21 protein-coding genes, 1 pseudogene and 2 riboswitches are annotated in these 20,769 nt (G+C 69.4%); of the genes and pseudogenes, 15 read left to right on the plus strand and 7 right to left on the minus strand.

All coding sequences use genetic code 11. The annotated features are described in order from the left end of the window. Nucleotides 1–66: 66 nt before the first annotated feature. A riboswitch (cobalamin riboswitch) is annotated at nucleotides 67–134 on the minus strand. 135 nt (nucleotides 135–269) lie between these two features. Then, nucleotides 270–395: riboswitch (cobalamin riboswitch) on the plus strand. A gap of 34 nt (nucleotides 396–429) precedes the next feature. The 3 genes from BKN51_RS18870 to BKN51_RS18880 all read left to right on the plus strand — a co-directional run bounded on the left by BKN51_RS18870 (nucleotide 430) and on the right by BKN51_RS18880 (nucleotide 3,212). Further along, nucleotides 430–1,437, plus strand: coding sequence for a prenyltransferase/squalene oxidase repeat-containing protein (locus BKN51_RS18870; protein ID WP_233224221.1), 1,008 nt, complete (start codon nucleotides 430–432; stop codon nucleotides 1,435–1,437). 68 nt (nucleotides 1,438–1,505) lie between these two features. Further along, complete coding sequence (locus BKN51_RS18875; RefSeq protein ID WP_158255824.1) at nucleotides 1,506–2,246, plus strand: MerR family transcriptional regulator; 741 nt, start codon at nucleotides 1,506–1,508, stop codon at nucleotides 2,244–2,246. Between the two features lie 63 nt (nucleotides 2,247–2,309). Continuing rightward, nucleotides 2,310–3,212 carry an AurF N-oxygenase family protein gene (locus tag BKN51_RS18880; protein WP_101608900.1) on the plus strand — a complete coding sequence of 301 codons (903 nt, stop codon included), beginning with the start codon at nucleotides 2,310–2,312 and terminating at the stop codon, nucleotides 3,210–3,212. Here the strand turns inward: BKN51_RS18880 and BKN51_RS18885 are convergent. The 3 genes from BKN51_RS18885 to BKN51_RS18895 form a co-directional block, all read right to left on the minus strand. Continuing rightward, the gene (locus tag BKN51_RS18885; RefSeq protein ID WP_101608901.1) at nucleotides 3,207–4,040 is read right to left on the minus strand and encodes an LLM class F420-dependent oxidoreductase; all 834 of its coding nucleotides are present in this window, start codon (nucleotides 4,038–4,040) and stop codon (nucleotides 3,207–3,209) included. The two genes, BKN51_RS18880 and BKN51_RS18885, sit on opposite strands and share 6 nt — an antisense overlap. Nucleotides 4,041–4,120: 80 nt before the next feature. Then, entirely contained in the window at nucleotides 4,121–6,499 is a 2,379-nt protein-coding gene (locus BKN51_RS44760) for a helix-turn-helix transcriptional regulator (RefSeq protein ID WP_101608902.1), read from the minus strand. Nucleotides 6,500–6,548: 49 nt separating this feature from the next. After that, on the minus strand, nucleotides 6,549–7,145 hold the full coding sequence (locus tag BKN51_RS18895) for a QsdR family transcriptional regulator (protein WP_101608903.1): 597 nt from the start codon (nucleotides 7,143–7,145) through the stop codon (nucleotides 6,549–6,551). Between the two features lie 140 nt (nucleotides 7,146–7,285). Here BKN51_RS18895 and bdeA point away from each other — a divergent pair, with 140 nt between their 5' ends. From bdeA to BKN51_RS18925, 6 genes are read left to right on the plus strand one after another with little or no spacing between them, the layout of a single operon-like run. Further along, nucleotides 7,286–8,143, plus strand: coding sequence for a bis(hydroxyethyl) terephthalate hydrolase (gene bdeA, locus BKN51_RS18900; RefSeq protein WP_101608904.1), 858 nt, complete (start codon nucleotides 7,286–7,288; stop codon nucleotides 8,141–8,143). A gap of 59 nt (nucleotides 8,144–8,202) precedes the next feature. After that, nucleotides 8,203–8,973 (plus strand): ABC transporter ATP-binding protein, encoded by a 771-nt coding sequence (locus BKN51_RS18905; RefSeq protein WP_442857697.1) that lies wholly within the window; start codon nucleotides 8,203–8,205, stop codon nucleotides 8,971–8,973. Next, complete coding sequence (locus BKN51_RS18910) at nucleotides 8,960–9,664, plus strand: ABC transporter ATP-binding protein (RefSeq protein WP_101613306.1); 705 nt, start codon at nucleotides 8,960–8,962, stop codon at nucleotides 9,662–9,664. Before BKN51_RS18905 ends, BKN51_RS18910 begins: the two co-directional genes overlap by 14 nt. An 11-nt stretch (nucleotides 9,665–9,675) precedes the next feature. Continuing rightward, nucleotides 9,676–10,554 (plus strand): branched-chain amino acid ABC transporter permease, encoded by an 879-nt coding sequence (locus BKN51_RS18915; RefSeq protein WP_101608905.1) that lies wholly within the window; start codon nucleotides 9,676–9,678, stop codon nucleotides 10,552–10,554. Nucleotide 10,555: 1 nt separating this feature from the next. Beyond that, complete coding sequence (locus BKN51_RS18920) at nucleotides 10,556–11,563, plus strand: branched-chain amino acid ABC transporter permease (protein ID WP_101608906.1); 1,008 nt, start codon at nucleotides 10,556–10,558, stop codon at nucleotides 11,561–11,563. After that, a complete protein-coding gene (locus tag BKN51_RS18925) occupies nucleotides 11,560–12,879 on the plus strand; it encodes an ABC transporter substrate-binding protein (protein WP_101608907.1) in 1,320 nt (439 codons plus the stop codon). The genes BKN51_RS18920 and BKN51_RS18925 overlap by 4 nt, the downstream gene beginning before the upstream one ends. A 7-nt stretch (nucleotides 12,880–12,886) precedes the next feature. Here BKN51_RS18925 and BKN51_RS18930 read toward each other — a convergent pair whose 3' ends face one another. Next, nucleotides 12,887–13,609 (minus strand): aminoglycoside phosphotransferase family protein, encoded by a 723-nt coding sequence (locus BKN51_RS18930; protein ID WP_101608908.1) that lies wholly within the window; start codon nucleotides 13,607–13,609, stop codon nucleotides 12,887–12,889. Between the two features lie 165 nt (nucleotides 13,610–13,774). On the opposite strand from BKN51_RS18930, the gene BKN51_RS18935 reads away from it, so the two are divergent. After that, the gene (locus tag BKN51_RS18935; protein ID WP_101608909.1) at nucleotides 13,775–14,788 is read left to right on the plus strand and encodes a metallophosphoesterase family protein; all 1,014 of its coding nucleotides are present in this window, start codon (nucleotides 13,775–13,777) and stop codon (nucleotides 14,786–14,788) included. 50 nt (nucleotides 14,789–14,838) lie between these two features. Next, complete coding sequence (locus tag BKN51_RS18940) at nucleotides 14,839–15,804, plus strand: hypothetical protein (protein WP_101608910.1); 966 nt, start codon at nucleotides 14,839–14,841, stop codon at nucleotides 15,802–15,804. 5 nt (nucleotides 15,805–15,809) lie between these two features. Here the strand turns inward: BKN51_RS18940 and BKN51_RS18945 are convergent, their stop codons facing one another. Continuing rightward, on the minus strand, nucleotides 15,810–16,430 hold the full coding sequence (locus BKN51_RS18945) for a TMEM175 family protein (RefSeq protein WP_101608911.1): 621 nt from the start codon (nucleotides 16,428–16,430) through the stop codon (nucleotides 15,810–15,812). A gap of 56 nt (nucleotides 16,431–16,486) precedes the next feature. Next, nucleotides 16,487–17,059, minus strand: coding sequence for a TetR/AcrR family transcriptional regulator (locus BKN51_RS18950; RefSeq protein WP_101608912.1), 573 nt, complete (start codon nucleotides 17,057–17,059; stop codon nucleotides 16,487–16,489). A gap of 78 nt (nucleotides 17,060–17,137) precedes the next feature. Here BKN51_RS18950 and BKN51_RS18955 point away from each other — a divergent pair, with 78 nt between their 5' ends. Continuing rightward, nucleotides 17,138–17,527 (plus strand): cupin, encoded by a 390-nt coding sequence (locus BKN51_RS18955; protein ID WP_101608913.1) that lies wholly within the window; start codon nucleotides 17,138–17,140, stop codon nucleotides 17,525–17,527. Nucleotides 17,528–17,944: 417 nt separating this feature from the next. Here the strand turns inward: BKN51_RS18955 and BKN51_RS18965 are convergent. Next, a pseudogene (locus tag BKN51_RS18965) lies at nucleotides 17,945–18,163 on the minus strand (IS5/IS1182 family transposase); the annotation flags it as partial. Nucleotides 18,164–18,641: 478 nt separating this feature from the next. Here BKN51_RS18965 and BKN51_RS18970 point away from each other — a divergent pair. From BKN51_RS18970 to BKN51_RS18980, 3 genes are all read left to right on the plus strand, one after another. Beyond that, nucleotides 18,642–19,043: a YciI family protein gene (locus tag BKN51_RS18970; RefSeq protein ID WP_101608914.1), complete on the plus strand. Its 402-nt coding sequence runs from the start codon at nucleotides 18,642–18,644 to the stop codon at nucleotides 19,041–19,043. Nucleotides 19,044–19,056: 13 nt separating this feature from the next. Next, nucleotides 19,057–20,289: an RNA polymerase sigma factor gene (locus BKN51_RS18975; protein WP_101608915.1), complete on the plus strand. Its 1,233-nt coding sequence runs from the start codon at nucleotides 19,057–19,059 to the stop codon at nucleotides 20,287–20,289. A gap of 139 nt (nucleotides 20,290–20,428) precedes the next feature. Then, nucleotides 20,429–20,692 (plus strand): hypothetical protein, encoded by a 264-nt coding sequence (locus tag BKN51_RS18980; RefSeq protein ID WP_101608916.1) that lies wholly within the window; start codon nucleotides 20,429–20,431, stop codon nucleotides 20,690–20,692. Nucleotides 20,693–20,769: the final 77 nt, after the last annotated feature.

Below are 20,769 nucleotides of genomic sequence, written 5' to 3' on the forward strand. Positions count from 1 at the left end.
ACGCCGCAGTCACCCCTGTTTATCGCGACAGTGGTTCGGACTTCTTGATCGTGCATCCACTCGTGCGGTACCCCGGCTCGCCCTGGTGAGGGGCCCACGGTTGCGCGACAGCGCCGGATTTCGACCGGCTTCCCCGTCACGGGCGGCGGTGTTCAGTTGTCGAGCCCGCCGAGGTTAACACCCGATTACCTGCGACAGGCACCGCTGACCAGGTCGGTTGCCAGGATCACATCGCGACTCGCGCCTGGCGGTACCCCGGCGCTTGACCGGGATGAGACTCTTCGGATCGTCAATTCAGCGCGGTCGTGGGGGAAGTCCGGTGAGAGTCCGGCGCTGTCCCGCAACGGTATGCCCTCCGGGCGAGCCCGGTCACCCACGTCGCGCGGTGTCACCACCGACTCCTGTCGTGGAAATGCGGGAAGGGTTCTCATGAGACGTTTGGTCCTCGCTGTCGCCATGCTGTGCGGCATCGGACTGGTCGCCGCTCCGGCGGCGACCGCGGCCACCCACAACAAGGCGGACGCCGCCGCGGGCTGGCTCGCCAGGCAGATGGCCGACGGGGAAAGGTTCGAGGCCGACTTCGGCGGCCAGAAGTACCCCGACCAGGGCTTGACGATCGACGCGATCTTCGCGTTCGCCGCGGCCGGGGTGTCGGACACCAACGCGGGCAAGGCGATCACGTGGCTGGCGAAGCCGGAGATCACCACCGGTTACGTCGGCAGCGGTACCGAGGCCTACGCGGGCGCGCACGCCAAACTGCTGCTGGCCGCGCAGATCCGGGGCAAGAACCCGGCGGCGTTCGGCGGCGTCGACCTGAAGGCGGGACTGCTCTCGCTGCTCACGCCGTCCGGCCGGTTCTCCGACCGGTCCGAGTTCGGCGACTACTCCAACGCCTTCTCGCAGTCGCTCGCCCTGCTGGCGCTGGACCGCACCCCCGCCGGCGCCCCCGCGTCGGCCGTGACGTTCCTCGCGGGCACCCAGTGCGCGGACGGCGGCTTCCCGCTGAACTTCGGCGAAGCGACCTGCGCGAGCGACGTCGACTCGACCGCGATGGTCGTGCAGGCCCTGCGCGCCACCGGTGACCCGGTGAACGCCGGCGAAGGCACCTCCTGGCTGGTCACCAAGCAGCACGCGAACGGCGGCTTCGGCGTCGGCACGAACGCGCCGAACGCCAACAGCACCGGCCTCGCCGCCGAGGCGCTGGCCGGGCACCGTCCCGCCGCCGCGGTCAAGGCGCGGGAGTTCCTGCGGTCGCTGCAGACCGGCTGCACCGGCGCCGTGGCGGACCGCGGCGCGATCGCCTACGACGCCACCGGCCTGAACCCGGCGACCGCCCCGCGCGCGACCGCGCAGGCGATCCTCGGCCTGGCGCGGGTCCCGCTGAGCGACCTGCACGGCGGTGGCCGTCCGCAGGCGCCGGTGCTCGCCTGCTCCTGACGTCACCTCGTGAGTGGCAAGGACGGTTCCAACCGTCCTTGCCACTCACGAGCCTTTAGCCTGTGCCGGTGGCTGAGTATCGAGTGGGCGAACTCGCGAACCTGGCGGGGACGTCGGTGCGGAACGTGCGCGCCTATCAGGACAGAGGACTGCTTCCCGCGCCGACGCGACGCGGGCGCGTGGCGATGTACGACGACGCGCATCTCGCCCGGCTGCGGTTGATCGTCCAGCTGCTCGAGCGCGGGTACACCCTCGCCCAGATCGAGGAAATGATCGAGACCTGGCAGCAGGGGCGGGATCTGGGCGATCTGATGGGCCTGGAGGACGCGCTCTCCCAGCCGTGGTCGGAGGAGACCCCCGAGCGGATCACCGTGACGCAGGCGCGGAAGGAGTTCGGGCGGCTGATCACCCCCGCCAACGTCAAACGCGTGCTGGCGATGGGGGTGGCCACCCGGCGGGGCGCGCATTTCGAGGTCTTCAGCCCGCAACTGCTGCAGGCTGGCCGCGAACTGCTGGCGGCGGGAGTGCCGCCGGAACAGGTCCTCGGCCTCGCCGAGACGCTGATCGAGCACACCGACGCCATCGCGACGCTGTTCCTCGACACCATCCGCCACGACGTCGTCGGCCCGCGCGGAGCGGACTGGGTGCCGGACGCGACCGAGATCTCCGACCTCACCGAACTGGTGAAACGGCTGCGGCCGCTGGCGCAGTCGGCGGTGACCGCGAGCCTGGCGCTGTCGATGAGCCGCGCCTTCCCCGAGTTCCTCGAAGAACTGGCCCAGCACCTCCGGGAGCACCAGGAGTCTTGAACATTTACATCGACCACTGTAACTTTCCATCGCGGGATGCAATCCGCGAATGAGGGAGTGGCGATGACGGCACGGACCCGGCCCCTGCGCGACCGAGAGACCGGTGCGCAGCGCTTGCTGCAGGCGAGCGCGAAGCTGTCGTACGACCCCGAAGTCGACGTGGACTGGGAAGCCCCGCTGACCGAAGGCGCGTTCTTCATCCCCGAGCGGACGGTGTCGTTGTACGGCACCGAATTGTGGGACCGGATGAGTCACGAGCAGCGCGTGGAGCTGTCCCGGCAGGAGCTGATCAACTCGGTCAGCGTCGGGATCTGGTTCGAGATCATCCTGATGCAGATGCTGCTGCGGATGTCCTACCGCGCGGATCCGACCACCGCGCACGCGCGGTACGCGCTGACCGAGGTCGCCGACGAATGCCGTCACTCGACGATGTTCGCGATGCTGATCGACAAGGTCGACGGCCGTCCGTACCGGAACAACCGCCTGCTGCACTTCACCGCGCACGCGCTGCCGCTGATCCTGCGGGGCCCGTCGATGTGGGTGGCGACGCTGATCGGCGAGGAGGTCTTCGACGCCATCCAGCGGGAGCACCTGCAGGACGAGTCGATCCAGCCGCTCGTGCGCGCTGTCATGCGGATCCACGTCACCGAAGAGGCCCGGCACGTGCGCTACGCGCGCGACGACCTGACCAGGCTGATGGCCCGCGCGTCCTGGCCGGTCAAGACGTTCACGCGGATCGTCGTGGCGATCGGCTCGATGCTGCTGTCCCGGCTGCTCTCCAGGCCCGCGCAGTACGCGCGCGCCGGTCTGGAGAACCCCCGCCGGGCGGCCGCGCTGGCCAGGCGCAGCCCGCACCGCCGGGAGGTCTTGGCCCAGGGTGCCGCGAAAATGGTGCGGTACCTGCGGGAAGTCGACCTCGTCGGCGGTCCGGGCCTGCTGCTGTGGCGGCGTTCCGGCCTGTTATGAGGCGCGCAGCGGCTCGATGGTCTTCGCCAGCTCGCCGAGGAGCTCCAAGGTCTCGGCTTCGGGCAGCGTCGGCAGGAGGAGGGAGACTTCGTCGACGCCCGCGCCTTCGAGGCGCCGCAGCAACTCGGGATCGGCCGGGGCGCCGAACACGCTGATCCGGACGTCTTCGCGGCCCTGGTCGGCGAGCCAGGACCGGACCCGGCGCAGTTCCTCCGGCGGTGTCACGAAATGCGGCAGCCAGCCGTCCGCGTGCTCGGCGAGCCGTTTGAGCCCGGCCGGTCCCTGACCGGCGACGTAGATCGGCGGATGCGGTTTCCGCACCGGCTTCGGCCAGGCGAAAACCGGGTCGAAGTCGACGTGCTCGCCGTGGAATTCGGCCTCGTCCTTGGTCCAGATCTCCTTGAGCGCCTGGAGTTGTTCGGTCAGCAGCGCGCCCCGCGTGCGCGGGTCGACGCCGTGGTTGCGCATCTCCTCGATGTTCCAGCCCGCCCCGACGCCGAAGATCACCCGCCCCTCGGAGAGCAGGTCCAGGCTGGCGACCTCCTTGGCCGTGTAGAGCACGTCGCGCTGGATCATCAGGGCGACCGCGGTGCCGAGCCGGAGGTTCGACGTGACCGTCGCGGCGGCGGCCAGCGCCACGAACGGGTCGAAGTTGCGCAGGGCCCCGCGCGGCAGCTCACCGCCGGGGTAAGGAGACTCCCTGCTGACCGGTATATGGGAGTGTTCGGGGAGATAGAGGGAGTCGAATCCCTTCTCCTCCAGAGCCGCCCCCAGCACGTGGGGCCGGATTCCTTCGTCGGTCACTGCCGTCGCGATCCCGAAGTCCATACTTCGCTACGACTCGCGTGGCGGACCCGGTATTCCCTCCAGACCGCAACTAGAGGACTAAATGCGCGAAGGGGCAAACCTCATTCCCCGGCGGCCACTCGGCGCGCGAGTTCCACGCGCGACCGGACACCCAGGGCCGTGAAGATGTTCCGCAGGTGGTGATCCACGGTCCGGTGGCTGATCACCAGCCGCCGCGCGATCTCCTTGTTCGTCTCCCCCGCCGCCACGAGCCGCGTGATGGCGTCCTGCTGCGGAGTGAGCCCGGCGAGCGAGCGGTGCGGCGCGGCGACGGTCTCGCCGGTCGCCCGCAGCCCGGCTCGGGCGCGCTCGGCGAACCGGGTCGCGCCGACGTTTTCGAAGCCGCGCAAGGCATCGCGGAACTGGTCTCGGGCGTCCCGGCTCCGCCGGTGCCGTCGCAGCAGGGTGGCGTAGGCGAACCGGGTCCTGGCGAGTTCCACCGCGCCACCCGCGCGCCGGTGCGCCTCGACGGCCAGCCGGAAGTGCCGTTCCGCCGCCTCCGGATCCGGCGCGGTCAGCGCGTGACACCGGTGGCTCAGCGCGAGCCAGCAGGGTTCCGCGCCGGCCAGGGTCCAGCGGTCGAACACCTCCAGTGCGGTCCGCGCGCGCTCGGGCCTCCCGGAAAGCACCGCCGCTTCGACGAGTTGCGGGGTGGCGAGCACGCGGATCACCGGCTGGTCGCCGGAAACGCCGGAAGCGAGATCTTCGAGCCTGCTCAAGGCGTCGTCCGGCCGGTCTTCGGCCAGGTCCAGGCAGGCGTGCGCCCACGCGGCGACGGCGGCGGGCCTGCCGAGACCGCGTTCGGCGATGCCGTCGGTCGCCTCGTCCAGTTCCGGGACGCGGTCGCCGAGCAGCGCGGCGGCCAGCCCCAGCAGCGTCAGATGTTCCATCCGCAGGTTGTGGGGCGCGTGCAGACCTTCACGGGACGCCGCCCGCGCACACGGGATCCGGTCGAGCGCGATGGCCGAGAGCGACAGGTAGATCAACGCCCACGGCAGTTCCGCGTGCCGCCTGCCGAGCCGCGCGCGGCTCACGGCGGCGGCCGAGTACTCGTGCGCCCTTTCGGCGTGCCCGCGGGCGAAAGCGGCTTCGGCGGCCCAAACGGCTCCGGCGACGTCGGTGCCGGACATCCCCCTGCGGACGGCGTCCTCCAGCGGCAGGTCGGCGTCGTCGTGACGTCCGGCGTACACCGAGGTCAGACCGCGGAAGTGCGCGAAGACCAGGCCGTCCCCGGCGGGGACGGTCCGCGCCAGCGCCCGGTAACCGCTCAGATCGCCGCCGAGCCTGCGTGCCTCACCGGCCAGCAGGAGCGCGGCCGCGGGATCGGCCAGCAGCTCCGCCGCCGTGCCGAGTTCGTGGGTGGCGACCGCGGGATCGCCGTCGCGCAGTTCGATTTCGCCGTGCAGCAACGCCGCCGCGCCCGGCCGGGCGTCCACCCTGGACAGCAGCAGCCGTGCCCACCCCGGCCTGCCCGCCTGCCAGGCCGCGTCCGCCGCGGCCAGCAGCCGGGTCGCCCGCGTGGCCGGATCGGCGGTCAGCGCGGCGGCGCGTTCGAGGTGCCGCGCCGAGGCCGCGTGATCCACCGCGGGGGCGGCGGCGAGCGCGTCGGCGAGCGGCGCGGACGGCCCGGCTGTCGCCATCGCCCGGTGCCAGAGAGCGTCCGGGCCCTCCTCGGCGGAGGCCAGCCGCGCGTGCGCCGCCCGGCGGTCCGCCGGTGACGCCGCCGCGTACCACGTCGCCTTCCTCGCGGAAATGTCCATACAGGTGACGAGAAACCGGACTCGCTCGTCGAACCGCATCGCGTCGAGCTCGGCCGCGTAGCGGGGCAAACGCTCCTGGAGAACCGGCGACACCGGCTCCCGCCCGGCCGCCTGCGCGGGCGTCAGCGAGGCCGCCAGCGCGACCAGATCGGCCGGGTTCCCCCCGCCCAGTTCGACCAGCTGCGGACGCACCCCGGCGGGCACGCCGCGATCGCGCAACAGCTGGCAGGCGGCGGCGTCGGTCAACGGCGTCAGCTCGACGGAGTCGAACTCGTCGGATCCGGATCGCGAAGCGAGCACCATCCCGACCAGGAACCCGTCCAGCCGCCGGGCCGCGAAACCCAACGCCGCCAGGGATTCCGGGTCGATCCAGTGCGCGTCGTCGACCCAGCAGATCGCCGGTGACGGAAGGGTGGTGAGCCGATCACGCGCCTCCGCACCACTGGAAACGGGAGCGCCGAACATCCGATGCAGCGCGCCGTAGGGCAACGAACGTTCGGCCCGCAGGCCCCGCACGCCGACGAGGCGGACACCGAGGGTGGCCCGCAGCGCGGTGAGCAGCGCCGACTTGCCGAGCCCCTCCGTCCCGCGGACCAGGACGGCGCGCCCGGCGATCGAGCGCAGCCCGCCGAAGAGGTCGTCCCTGCCCCGCAGCGGGTACACGACGTCCCGGACAGGCATCGGCGCCTCCTCGAAAATCCCTTTCGATGAAACACCAGGCGCAAGTGTTTCACAAGGTCCTGCTCGGCACCCGTCCTTCCACGAGTGCTCCGAGCAGCGTCGAAGCCGCGTCGAGATCCGGCGTCCGTGACGCGAGGACGTCCGAGTACAGGAACGCCTCCCCCAGCCGGACGATCGCGTAACAGAGGCTGTCGAGGCCGACAGCGGGCGCGAACCCACCGTCGTCGACATCGCGGCGCAGAAGCTCGACGTGCGCCGCGATCACCCTCGGCTGGACGCGGCCGTCCGGGTCGGTGAGCAGCCGGATCGCCAGCACGGGCTCGTCGTCGAGGAACCGGCGGAACCCGGCGCTCGCCGCGAGCACGGATCGGTACTCGCGCATGATCGCGAGACAGCGCAGTTCACCGGCCGCGTTGCGCACCACGTCGCCCTCATCGCGCTCCCAGGTGCGCATGGCGGCCGTCAGGGTGCGCTCGGACAGGTAGTAGAGGGCATCACCGAGCAGGTCCTCCCGGTTGCCGACGCGGCGGAACAGGGTGCTGCGGGAAATGCCCAGTTCCTGGGCGAAGGCTGAGGTGTCGACGCGGACGCCGCGATCGATCCACCGCGCCGCGGTGCGGACTATGTCCTCGGCTGAGGGATTCACGATCGCCGATCGTACGGGCGTCCATGACCGGGAGCGCCGCCGCGGACGAAGACTGGCGATTTCACCGATGCAGTGCGTCGCGACCGTTTGCCACAGTCCATCACCACGGACTGTGTTCACCGGCGAACGGAGACGGCACCATGCGTAGTACGACCCGGATCCTTTGTGGACTGGCGACCGTCGCGGCACTCGCTGCCGCGCCGACGGCCTACGCCGCCGAAAACCCCTACGAACGAGGACCGGCCCCGACGGAAAGCAGCATCGAAGCCTCGCGCGGCTCGTTCGCGGTCTCGGAGACGTCGGTGTCGCGCGTGTCCGTCACCGGTTTCGGCGGCGGCACCATCTACTACCCCACCAGCACCGCGCAGGGCACCTTCGGCGCTGTCGCCGTCTCGCCGGGCTACACCGCGACGCAGTCGAGCATCGCGTGGATCGGCCCGCGGCTGGCGTCGCAGGGCTTCGTGGTGTTCACCATCGACACGAACACGATCTACGACCAGCCCGGCAGCCGCGGTGACCAGCTGCTCGCCGCGCTCGACTATCTCACCCAGCGCAGCAGCGTCCGGTCCCGCATCGACACCTCCCGGCTCGCGGTGGCCGGGCACTCGATGGGCGGTGGCGGTTCGCTCGAGGCGGCGCAGGACCGGCCGTCGCTGCAGGCCGCCGTCCCGCTCGCGCCGTGGAACACGCAGAAGTCGTGGTCCTCGCTGCGGGTGCCGACGTTCGTCATCGGCGGCGAATCCGACTCGGTCGCGCCGGTGGCCTCGCACTCGATCCCGTTCTACACCAGCATTCCCGCCTCCGCGGAGAAGGCGTACATGGAACTGGACAACGCGAGCCACTTCTTCCCGAACACGGCGAACACGACCATGGCCAAGTACACGATCTCGTGGCTGAAGCGGTTCGTGGACAACGACACCCGCTACGAGCAGTTCCTGTGCCCCGCCCCGGACGACCGCGCGATCAGCGACTACCGGGACACCTGCCCGCACGCCTGAGTCCTCCAGGTCCCGGCGCACCCGCGCCGGGACCCCTTTTCCCCGTTGGGAGTTCCCGCGTGACCCTGTCCACCTTCGAGATGTCCGGCGTGTCGGTGACCTTCGGCGGTCTCGTCGCGCTGTCCGACGTCTCCCTGACCGTCGCACCGAGCCGGGTGCTCGGGGTGATCGGCCCGAACGGGGCGGGCAAGACCACGCTCTTCAACGTCGCGTGCGGTTTCGTCCGCCCCGACACCGGCACGCTGACCTGGCGCGACACCGAACTGCGACGGCTGCGCCCGCATCACCTCGCGGGCCTCGGGATCGCCCGCAGCCTGCAGGAACTCGGCCTCTTCGGCCGGATGACCGTGCTGGACAACGTCCTCGTCGGCGCGGGCAAGCACGCGAAGGCCGGCTTCTGGTCCTCGATGCTGGGCCGCACACAGGACGAGAAGGCGCTGACAGAGCGGGCGATGGCGTACCTCGAAGACTTCGACATCGCCGACGTCGCCCACCGCTATCCCGCGAGTCTCCCCTATCCGGTCCGCAAACGGGTCGCGCTCGCGCGGGCGCTGGTCGGCGAACCGGAACTGCTGCTGCTCGACGAACCGGCGGGTGGGCTGTCGGCGGCCGAGATCGCCGACGTCGGCACGCTGGTGCGCGGCTTGACCGAGCGCATGTCGGTGATGCTCGTGGAGCACCACATGGATCTGGTGATGGGAGTGTGCGACGAGATCGTCGTACTGGACTTCGGCAAGGTGATCGCCCGCGGCACCCCGGACGAGATCCGCGCGGACCCGGCGGTGCGGGCGGCCTACCTCGGCGAGGAGGTGGCCGGTGCTGACCGTTGAGAACCTTTCGGCGGCCTACGGCCCCGTCCGGGCGCTCGATTCCGTGAGCCTGTCCGCCTCCCCCGGCGAGATCACCGCGGTACTCGGCGCGAACGGTGCGGGCAAGACCACCTTGCTGCGCACCATTTCCGGCCTCGTCCGGCCGACGGGCGGCCGCGTCACGCTCGCGGGCCGCGACCTGAGCAGAGTGTCCACAGAGGACCTTCCGGCCCTCGGTCTCGCGCAGGTGCCCGAGGGCCGCGGCGTGCTGGCCGAGCTGACCGTCGAGGAGAACCTGCGGCTCGGCGCGCTCGGATCGGGAAGCCGCGCGACGGCCTCCCAGCTCCGGCGGATCTACGAGCTCTTCCCCGTACTCGCCGATCGCAAGAACGGGCTAGCGCATGTCCTTTCCGGCGGGGAAAGGCAGATGCTGGTGATCGGCCGCGCGCTGCTGTCCCGGCCGACGGTACTGCTGCTCGACGAGCCGTCGCTCGGGCTCGCGCCGCGGATCGTGGCGCAGATCTTCGCCCTGCTGCGCGGTCTCGTCCGCGACGAGGGACTCGCCGTCGTGCTGGTCGAGCAGAACGCGCGCAGCGCGCTGTCCATCGCCGACCACGGCGTCGTGCTCAACCTCGGCGAAGTCGTCGTCCGGCGGGACGCGGCCGAACTGGTCGAGGACGACGACCTCCGGCACGCCTACCTCGGATTCTGAAAGGGAGCCTCGTGCAGCAACTGCTGACCACCGCGCTCACCGGGCTGACCCTCGGCGCGGTCTATGCCGCGTTCGCCCTGGCGCTGGTGCTGATCTGGCGGGCGACGCGGATCGTGAACTTCGCGCAGGCGCCGATGGCGATGATCACCACGTACCTCGCGCTGGTGCTGATCGACGCGGGCTGGTCGTACTGGCTCGGTTTCGCCGTCGCCCTGTTTTCGGGACTGCTGCTCGGCGCGCTGGTGGAACGCTTCGTGGTCCGGTTCGTCTCCGGCAAACCCGAGATCAACGCCGTGATCCTCACCCTCGGGTTGTTCATCGTGCTGCACGCGCTGGCGGCGCTGGTGTTCGGCTCGCGGTACCGGTCGTTCCCGGCGCCGTTCGGGCTCACCGGCTTCGAGGTCGGTGGCACGACGATCGCGCTGACCGGGTTCGGCGTGTTCACCATCGCCGCCGTCGGCGTGGCGCTGATCGGGCTCGTGCTCCTGTTCCGCGGCACCGATCTGGGCCTGCGGATGCGGGCGGCGGCCTTCGACCGGGAAGTGGCGCGCCTGCTGGGGGTGCGGGTCGGGCGGATGCTGACGCTCGGCTGGGCGCTCGCCGCCCTCGCCGGTTCGCTGTCGGGACTGCTGATCGCCGGCGGCGGGCTGGTCCATCCGTCCTATATGGACGGTGTGGTGGTGTACGGCTTCGTCGCGGCGGTGCTCGGCGGCCTGGACAGCCCGGTCGGCGCGGTCGTCGGCGGCGTCGCGCTCGGCCTGTCCTTGAGCCTGGTCAGCGGCTACGTCGGCGCCGAACTGGTCCCGCTCGCCGCGCTGGCCATCCTCATGGTGGTCCTGCTGCTCAAACCCGGCGGTCTGTTCGCGAGCGTCCGCGAACGGAGGGTCTGACATGCCGCGCAAACCTCTGCTGCTCGCCCTCGCCGGACTGGTCGTCGTCGTGCTCGTCCTGGAGAACACCGGCCCGTTCCTCACCGCGCAGTTCACCACGATGGCGTACTTCGCGATCGCCGCGGGCGGCTTGACCGTCCTCACGGGACTGAACGGGCAACTGTCACTCGGCCACGGGGCGCTCATGGCGGTCGGCGCGTATTCGGCCGCGCTCCTGCTGAAATCACCCGAGTCCGCCTTGCCGCTCCCGGTGATCCTCCTGGTGGCGATGGTGATCACGCTGGCCGTCGGAGTGCTCGTGGGCGTCGCGGCCGCGCGGCTGCACGGTCCGTACCTCGCGGGCGCGACGCTCGCGCTCGCCGTCGCCGTGCCGGGGATCCCGTTGTTCTTCGGCGAAGCGCTCGGCGGCGAACAGGGGTTGACCGTCCGGATGCCGGAGATCCCCGGCTGGCTGGCGGACGCCGCGTACTTCGTCACCGGCCAGGACCTCACGCGGATCCGTTACCTCGCTTACCTTTCCTGGCTCGCCGTGATCGTCGTGTTCGTCCTGCTGGCGAACCTGTCCCGAAGCCGCGTCGGCCGCGACTGGCAAGCGGTCCGCGACGAGGACGTGGCCGCCGGACTGGCCGGGATCGACCTCGGCCGCACGAGGGTGCTGGCTTTCGTGGTCAGCGCGGGCTGCGCGGGGCTCGCCGGGGCGCTGATGGCGTTGTCGGCACGGCTGGCGGCGCCGAGCGGGTTCGCGCTGACGTTGTCGCTGCTGCTGGTTTCCGCGGTGGTGCTCGGCGGTCTGGGAAGTCTCACCGGCGCGCTCGCGGGAGCCGCGCTCCTGACGTTCCTGCCGCCGCTGGTGACCGGCGCGGGAACGGATCTCGGCCTGTCCGACGTCCAGGCCGCGCATCTGGCGCCGTTGATCTACGGCCTGGTCACCGTCCTGATCGTGCTGCTCGCACCGGCCGGCCTGGCCGGCGGGCTGCGGAAACTCACTCACCGGAGGCGAAATTCATGAAACGCTGGACCAAGGCCGTGGCCCTCTTCCTGGCCGTCACGGTCACCACCGCCTGCGGTGCGGGAGGCAGACCCGAGGGCGAAGAAAAGGGGGCGACCGTCGGCGTCACCGACACCACCGTCAAGATCGGGGCGCACTTCCCGCTGACCGGCGTGGCCGCGCCGGGCTACAGCGAAATCCCGAGCGGTCATCAGGCCTACTACGACTACGTGAACGCGAACGGCGGGATCAACGGCCGCAAGATCGAGTTCGTGGCGAAGGACGACGGCTACAACCCGACGAACACCAGCGCGGTCACCAACGAACTGGTGCTCAAGGAAGAGATCTTCGCGATGGTCGGCGGCCTCGGCACGCCGACGCACAGCGCCGTCGTCGATTTCCTCAACAGCTCGAAGGTCCCGGATCTGTTCGTGTCTTCAGGATCGCTGCGCTGGGGCGACGATCCGAAGAAGGCGCCCTTCACCTTCGGCTGGCAGCCGGACTACGAGATCGAGGGCAAGATCATCGGCGACTGGGTGCGGAAGAACCTGCCCGGCGCCAAGGTGGGCCTGTTCGTCCAGGACGACGACTTCGGCCGCGACGGCGAGAAGGGCGCGCGCCGGTATCTGGACAAGCAGATCGTGGAGGTCGCGAAGTACTCGCCGGGCAACACCGACATCGCGCCGCAGATCGCGAAACTCAAGGCCGCGGGCGCGGATCTGGTGCTGGGCTTCACCGTCCCGTCCTACACCGCGCTGTCCCAGCTGGCGTCGCTGAAGATCGGCTTCAAGCCGAAATGGTTCTACAGCAACGTCGGTTCCGATCCGGCCCTGGTCGGCTCGCTGCTCGCGCGGTTCTCCGAGGGCAAGGTGACCAACGGCGCGTCCCTCATCGACGGCGTCGTCACCACCGAGTACCTGCCGGGCGTCGACGCTCCGGACAACGCGTGGACGAAGCTGTGGCGGAAGATCTGGAGCGAGCACGGCAAGGGCGGCGACCTGACCAACTACCGCATCTACGGGATGGCGCAGGCGTACACCTTCGTCCAGGCGTTGCAGGCGGCCGGGCGGGACCTGACCCGCGAGCGTGTCGTCGAAGTGCTCCAGCAGAAGGGGAAGACGTTCGCAGGGCCGGGCCTCGCGCCGTTCCGCTACACCGGTGACAGCCACCTGGGCATCTCCGGGATGTCGGTGGTCGAACTCCACGGCGGCGCAGGCAAGGATCTGACACCGGTCCTGGTGACCGACATCGGCGAAGCCCCCATCGAGGCGGACGACTCGGCGGCCAACGACGCGCCACCGGCGAACGGGATCCCGGAGGCGAAGGCGGGCAACTGAGCGGGTCTCAGCCGGAGAAGATCTCGTCGAGGACTCGACGTGCTTCCTCGTCGGCCCGGGTACAGGCGATCAATGTCTTCCACAGAGCCCAACCGCGCCCGCGTGCCCAGGCCGCGTCGTCGACGGACAGGCGCTCACGGAACACCTTGCGGCCGTCGGCGGTCAGCATCGTCCAGGCGATGGCCAGGTCGCAGGACGGGTCGCCGACACCGCAGGTCCCGAAGTCGATGACGGCCGCGAGTTCCCCGCCGTCGAGCAGGAGGTTCCCCGGTGCGACGTCACCGTGGAACCAGACGTCCACTCCGTCCCAAGGGGCGTCCAGCGCGGTCTCCCAGTCGGCGGCATCGACGCCGCGCAACGCGGCCAGGTCGAGGGCGAAGCGGACAGGGTCGGAAATCCCGCCCGCGCTCGCGGGTTCCCCGGGGAGCCATCGGTAGATCGACCACGAGAAGGGATAGCCGTCGTCAGGGCGCCCCTTCGCCAGCGGGGCGGGGATGGGCAGCGGCAGCCGGGCAGCGAGCGCCGGAAGCCACCGCTGTTCCTTGTCGACGGCCAAGGCGTACTCGGCCGCGCTCGGCAGGCGCACCACCATCGTGTCGCCGAGGCGGAAGGTGACGTTGTCCCAGCCGCTCTCGTCCACGGGCCGGACCGGAAGGGCGCTCCACTGAGGAAACTGGTCGTCGACCAGCCGTCGCACCTGGTCGACGCCGACGGTGACGCGCTGGGGCATGGGACCGAGATCCGGAGTGCCGCTCAAGGGAATCCCTCCTTCCCGGCTCAAACCTGAAATTTTCTTCACGTACACCCTCCGGCTGGCGCCAAGTCACCGATGATCACCTCAGACGTCCTACCTTTGCCCCCGTTGGTACTGGTGGAACCGAATGTGGGTGTTCTGATGGATCGCAGGTCGTTCATGCTGGCCACGGGTGGCGCGGTGGCCGCGACCACCGTGCTGGGCACCCCGGCGGAGGCCACCCCTTCCCGGGACCCCTTCGGCCCGGCCGTGCGATTCAACATCATCAGCGACATCCAGGGCGACCTCGTTGATTTCGGCAAGGCCCTGGACGACATCAACGCCACCAACCCGCGCGGCGCCGGTCTCGGCGTGGCGGGCGACATCACCCCGCGCGGCTACGACTTCGAGTACGCCCAGGTGCGGGCGATGCTGAACAAGCACCCGCACCCGAGGAACGTCGCCTGGGCCATCGGCAACCACGAGTTCTACGTGCCGAAGTGGCGGGACCCGGACACCCTCGCGCAGGAAACCTGGCCCAACGGCACCACCGAGGAATCGCTGTTCCGCAGCTTCTACAAGTTCGCCGGGCGCAACACGGCCTACTCGGAGACCTCGTTCGGCGGCGTGCCGGTGCTGTGCCTGGGCACCGAGCGCTACGCCAAGTACCACGACCCGAAGCTGTGGGACGAGGTGTGGCTCAGCGACCAGCAGTTCACCTGGCTGGAACAGCGGCTGGCGTACTGGGACCGGTGGCGCAAGCCGGTGATGGTGCTGACCCACCACCCGCTGCCGAACACCGTGTCCGGCACCCGCAACAAGCTCTACCTCAACGACTACCTCCAGGCCGACCGCCTGCTCGGCGTGCTCGGCAAGTACCGCGACGTGTTCCTGTTCTCCGGGCACACCCACTGGGACCTCACCCTGTCCGACTGGGTGACCCGCCGGGTCGTCCCCGGCAGCGGCAACCTCGAAGGCTTCACCGTGGTCAACACCGGCGCCGTGCAGACCGGCTGGGTGGACGACGGCAAGGGCGGCGAGGTCTCGCTCGGCGGCAGCTTCAACCAGGGCCTCCAGATCGAGGTGTACCACCGCGCCGTGGTGATCAAAGCGCGCGACTTCACCAGCGGAACCTGGCTCAAGCAGATCACCGTGCCGCTGCGCGACAGCCTCTGAAGGACGGATATTCGCAGGACAACGGTGTCCGGGGTTGCGACACTGACCGAATGCGGACACTTGCCTGGGTCGGGGGAACCCTGTACGACGTCGCCGCCGGCTGGCGGACCATCCCGGTGGACGGGTCGTCCGGCGGCCGGAGGTCCGGCGACTACGGGCAGCGGTTCGACGCGGTGAAGGTGTCGCCGCGTGGCGATGTCGTCGCCCTGCTGGCGAGCACCGGCACGGACGGCCTGTTGCTGACCGCTGACGGAGAAGTCATCCGCGAGATCGGGCGCAGCGACTACCAAGCCGACGCGTACCGGTATCCCTTGGAGTTGTTCACGTTGCCGGACAGCCGTACCGGACTCGTGCACTGTCCGGACGAGTACAACAGGCTTGAGATCGAAGACGCCGTCACCGGTGTGCGCTGGGGCGCCGGCGACGGCCGAGAGCCCTCGGATTTCTTCCACTCGCGGCTGGCCGTCTCGTCCAGCGGCCGCTATCTGCTCAGTGCCGGGTGGGTCTGGCACCCTGTCGACTGCGTGATGACCTTCGACCTGCACCGCGCGTTGACCGATCCGGGCGTTCTCGACTCGACGGACGACGATCACCCGGCGACAAGACTGATTCTTCCCGACATCAGCGGGGCGTGCTTCATCGGAGACGACGTCGCGATCAGCACCTCCTCGGATCTCGAGCAGCCCACCGAGCCGGACGAACTCGCGGGCACCATGCTCGCCCGCTGGTCGATGACCACGAAGGAATTCTTGTGGCGCAAGCAACTCGACCACCCCGCGGGTGATCTGGTCTGCGTGGCCGGAGACATCATGGCCCTCTACGGACACCCGCGCCTGTACGACGGGACCAGCGGCGAGCTGCTCGCGGAGTGGCCCGAGCTCGCCACAGGCCACGCGGAGAGCTCGATCGTCTGGGGAAAGTCCTTCTCCGGTCCCGCGCGAATCGCCGTCGACAACGCCAACCGGCGGTTCGCCGTCACCGACGGCGAAGACGTCGCGATCGTCCACCTCGGCTGACCGGGCTAGGCGTCCGCCGCCGCGGCGTTCTTGGTCTTGCGGAACCGCGCGATGATCCCGGGAAGCAGCAGGAGCAGAAGCATGTAGTACCCCGCGTGCGGCACCAGCGCGGCCACGACGAACGCGGCCGCCAGCAAAGCCGTGTTGACGGCCGTGTCGAACAGCGGCGCCCGGGCCAGTTCGCTGTCCTCGTCCCGCAGTGCCGGGTCGCGCCGGATGATCAGCACCATGAGCAGTTGGAACAGAGACGCGGCCAGGATCGTGCCGATGTAGAGCGACGAGGTGAACCGGTCGTTGCCGTACGAGGCGGCCACCTCGGTCGGGAACGGCAGCACCACGATCGTCAGTACCCAGCCGAAGTTCGCCACCATCAACGGCTTGCTGTACGCCTTCACTTGCTCGAACACGTGGTGGTGCACGATCCAGAGCCGGGCGATCACCGCGAAACTGAGCAGGAAGCTGTAGATCTTCCACTGGTTCTCGCCGATCAGGGCGGCCGGGTCGAGGTGCTGCGAGACGGCGTCCGAAACGGCCTCCACAAGCGGCAGGACCAGCAGGGTGATCGCGATCGCGACGACGGCGTCGGTGAAGAACACCAGCCGTTCGGGAGACCTGTTCTGGGGCATTCGGGGAGCGTAAGCGGTTCGGCTCCGTCCGGCGACGAGAGAACCGGCCCGTCCCGTCATCTGCCGAGCAGTTGTTCGAGCCCGTCCTTGATCTGCTCCGGCGTCATGCTTTGCCTTTGGTGGACGTATTGCGCGGCCGCCAGTGGTGCGAGAAGCGCATCGGCCCTGAAGTGCGCGTCGATGTCCGGCTCGATCTCGCGGATCAACGCGACCAGGTGACTTTGGTGAAGCCGGTAAGCGCCGGTGACGAACCTCGCCATCGGGGTTTCGGTCTCGGCGACCATCAGCAGCCGTCCGTGCGTTTCGAGCCTGTCCACGTACGCGCTCAGGAACGCTTTGAGCCTTTGGTGCGCCGGCGCACCGGGACCGAGCGGCGGCGGCCCGCTGATGAACGCCTCCTGGAACTCGCGCTCGTTCTCGTCCAGGAGCGCCTGCGCCAACGCGCCCTTGTCCGGGAACCGCCGGTACACGGTGCCGATCCCGACACCCGCCTCCACCGCGACCTCGTCCAGCGCGAGTCCTTCGATCCCCTTGGCCGCGACGAGTTTGGCCGCGGCCCGGACGATCTTCTGCCGGTTGCGAGCCGCGTCCGCCCGCTCTACCGGCCCGGATCCTGCGATGGGAAGCACCCGCCGAGCTTAACCGGTGGACAAGTGGAACTTTCTCCAGTTAACTAAGTGGAGGAATTTCCACTTAAGGAGACGCGAATGTCCGTCGAACACTTCACCAGCTCCGGCGCTTCGACCTGGTTCCAGCGGCTTGACCAGCAGATCTTCCTCGCCGATGTCGTCGACCAGAACAGCGGCGCGGCGATGTCCGTCGGATTCGGGCGCTACCGGAGAGGCGAGAAGAACCCGTGGAAGGTGACCTACGACGAGGCACTGGTCATCACTTCCGGCGCTTTCACCGTCGAGGGTCCGTCGGGCTCGGTGACGGCGCGGGCGGGCGAGGTCATCTACCTGTGGGCCGACACCGAGGTCGTCTACGTGGCCGATGAGGACACCGAACTGGTCTACGTCACGTATCCGCACTGGCTCGCCACCACGGAAGCCTCGGCGGAAGCGCACCGGCTGGACGACTTCCACGAAGCCGAGTGAAAGGGGCCGCCTCGATGGCGGCCCCTTTTCATCGGGTCATCTCTTCCAGGAATTCCTGGGTCTCGGGATCTTCGTGGTCCCGCGCATTCCGCGGGTGAGCAAGACCTTGTGGTGTTCTTGACCAGCACCGCGAAACGCAGCTCATCCGCCTTCTCTACCTCGGTGTCCTTGGAGTTCGCGCGCACGGCCTGCCACGTGCCGTCCCGGCGGACGAGCGCCTTGCCACACATCACGCCCGGCCAGTCGTATTCGAAACCCTGGGTGGTAGATGCATCCCTGGCCGAACCCGCGTTCGTCCGTCGCTCCGAGGAACATGTTCCGGAACCGCCGCGCCCGTACCATTGCTTCGTCGGCCTAAGAGTTGTCCCGTAAGTGATCTTCGGGTCGCTTGGGACGCAGTCGCGCACTGCGTGGCTTGCGGACCTGTTTGTGCGAGCGGTTGTGTTCCTCCTTCCAGGCAGGGAGGTCGTGCTGACCACGTTCGCGACGATGCGGGATGATCAGGCCGGTACCCCGGTAGCCTCCGTCTGCGATCACCGTGGTGTTGCCGACCAGCACGACGAGCAGGGTGTCGGCGTCGATGACGACCTGGTGGTTGGTGGAGTACCGGTAGTTCTTCGACTGCTCGGCGATCGTCTCACCGAGGTGTTGCGGAATCACCGGCCGCCCGCCGATGGCCAGGCCACATGTCGTCGTACGCCGCATCGAAGAACTGCGCCCAGCTGACGCGGGCACGTCGCTCACCCGTCGGCCCGGGCTATACCGCAATATCCTGAGGACATGGCCGGTGATGGGTATGTCTGTCCCATTTGCGGCCACCCGTCGAGCAGGCCGTGCGCCGGCAAAGACCGTGGGCGTGTTCGTGCCCCTGTGGCGTCCCGGCCCGTGCAAGAACCCTGAGTGCCAGGCGTACGAGGCGGAAGAGGCCGAGTCGGAGCCCGTCCTCACGACGGAGCGCGGACCGGCGGTCGACAGGGCCAAGCAGCGGGACTCCGGACGCTCTATCCCTCGAGCCTGGAAAACTTCCGCGAGCGTGTAGAGAAGCGCGGGCCGGCTCCGACATCCCCTGTGAGAGCCGCCCACCAAGGGTGGCCCGAGCCGAAGGAGTGGACTCATGAAGTACCTGGTGATGGTGCAGGGCACGCAGGCGGACTACGAGGCCCAGGTGGGCAAGCCCGCCGCCGGTCTCCCGGCCTGGAGCGACAAGGATATGCAGGCGATGTTCCAGCACATGGGGGCGATCAACAACGACCTCGCCGAGACAGGCGAGTTCATCGATGCCCAGGGGCTGGCCGAGCCCGCCAGGACCCGCCTCGTCAGCGCCGGCGCGAACGGCAAGCCCGTGATCACCGACGGGCCGTACGGCGAGACCAAAGAAGTGATCGCCGGTTACTGGCTCCTGGAGTGCGAGAGCCTGGAGCGGGTCACGGAGATCGCCGCGCGGGTCACCCAGTGCCCCGTTCCCGAGGGCACGAACACGTACCCCGTCGTCATCCGGCCGCTCGGCGAAGTGTGAGCAGGGGAGACGTTTGAGACGTACGAGCGAGGTCGAGGACCTGCTGCGCCTGCATGCGCCGCAGGTCCTCGGCGCGCTCGTGCGCCGGTACGGGCACTTCGACGCCGCCGAGGACGCCGTACAGGAGGCGCTGCTGGCAGCGGCCGGGCAGTGGCCCGAGTCGGGGGTTCCGGACAATCCGCGGGGCTGGCTGATCAGGGTCGCCTCGCGGCGGCTCACGGACGCCCTGCGCAGTGATCAGGCGCGGCGGCTGCGTGAGGAGAAGGCAGCGGCGCTCACACCGCGCGACGCCTTCACCGCGCCGCCGCCCGGGCCCGATCGTGCGCCCTCTGAGGACGACACACTGACGCTGCTCTTCCTCTGTTGCCATCCGGATCTGCCCCCTCCCGCTCAGATCGCGCTGACGCTGCGGGCCGTCGGCGGTCTGACGACGGCCGAGATCGCCCGCGCGCATCTGGTGCCGGAGGCGACGATGGCCCAGCGGATCAGCCGGGCCAAGCAGCGGGTGAAGGGCACGCGTTTCGGCCGCCCCGATCACTGGGAGGAGCGGCTGCCCGCCGTCCTCCACACGCTCTACCTGATCTTCAACGAGGGCTACACGGCCACCTCCGGAGCCTCCCTCCAGCGGGCCGAACTCGCGGGCGAGGCCATCCGGCTGGCCCGTACGGTGCACCGCCTGCTGCCCGGCGACTGTGAGGTCACCGGCCTGCTCGCCCTGATGCTCCTCACCGACGCCCGCCGCGCCGCGCGGACCGGGGCGGGCGGCGAACTGATCCCCCTCGACGAGCAGGACCGCGGGCTGTGGGACAAGGCGGCGATCGAGGAGGGCGTGGCCCTGGTGACCTGGGCTCTGTCCCAACGCCGCCCCGGCCCCTACCAGTTGAGGGCGGCGATCGCCGCCGTCCACGACGAGGCGGACTCGTCCGACAGCACCGACTGGCCCGAGATCCTCGGCCTCTACGACGTCCTCGTCCACCTTGTCCCCAGCCCTGTCGAACGCCTCAACCGTGCCGTGGCCATCGCCATGGTCCACGGACCGAAGGCTGGTCTGGCCGAACTGGACGCGCTCGCACCGGAGTTGACCACAGGCCACCGCCTGGACTCGGTCCGCGCCCACCTCCTGGAATGCGCCAGCGACCCCGAGGCCGCCCGAGCCGCCTATGAGTCAGCCGCCGCCAAGACCCTGAGTCTCCCCGAACAGCGCTACCTCCGGGCCCGTGCGGTCCGCCTCGGCGACATCACTTAAACGTGTCGCTCGTGCCCGAGCTGACGCACATCACCGAACGCTCTCGCAACACCGGGTTCGTCACTGTGTGAGAGGCCGAGCACGCGCGGACCGCTCCTGCCACGGCGATCGCGGGACAACTCTCAGGAGGAGGAAGTCGTTGGATCTCACGGATCGGCCGGCAACAGTCACGACGCTTTTCGAGGCCCACAACAAGGCGCCGCTCCCGAGCCGGGGGCGAAGTGCCGACGTGGCAGGTTTCGACATGGTGATGCTCGATGCAGACCCAGCCGGTTGTGTCTCCGTCTGGCTGAAACGGCGAGGTCTCCTGGATGACTGGAGAAGGAACGTCCTCGCCGAAGACGAACAGCGACTCATTCGGGTTATCCCTGAGCTGGACGCCTACGGTCGCGAGTACTACTAAAGACTTCTGGACATGACGGTATTGATACTGGGGGCGGACTGCCATCGCAGCAGCACTGGTAGGCCATCGCCATCGCT

Source organism: Amycolatopsis sp. BJA-103 (assembly GCF_002849735.1).
Taxonomy (GTDB): domain Bacteria; phylum Actinomycetota; class Actinomycetes; order Mycobacteriales; family Pseudonocardiaceae; genus Amycolatopsis.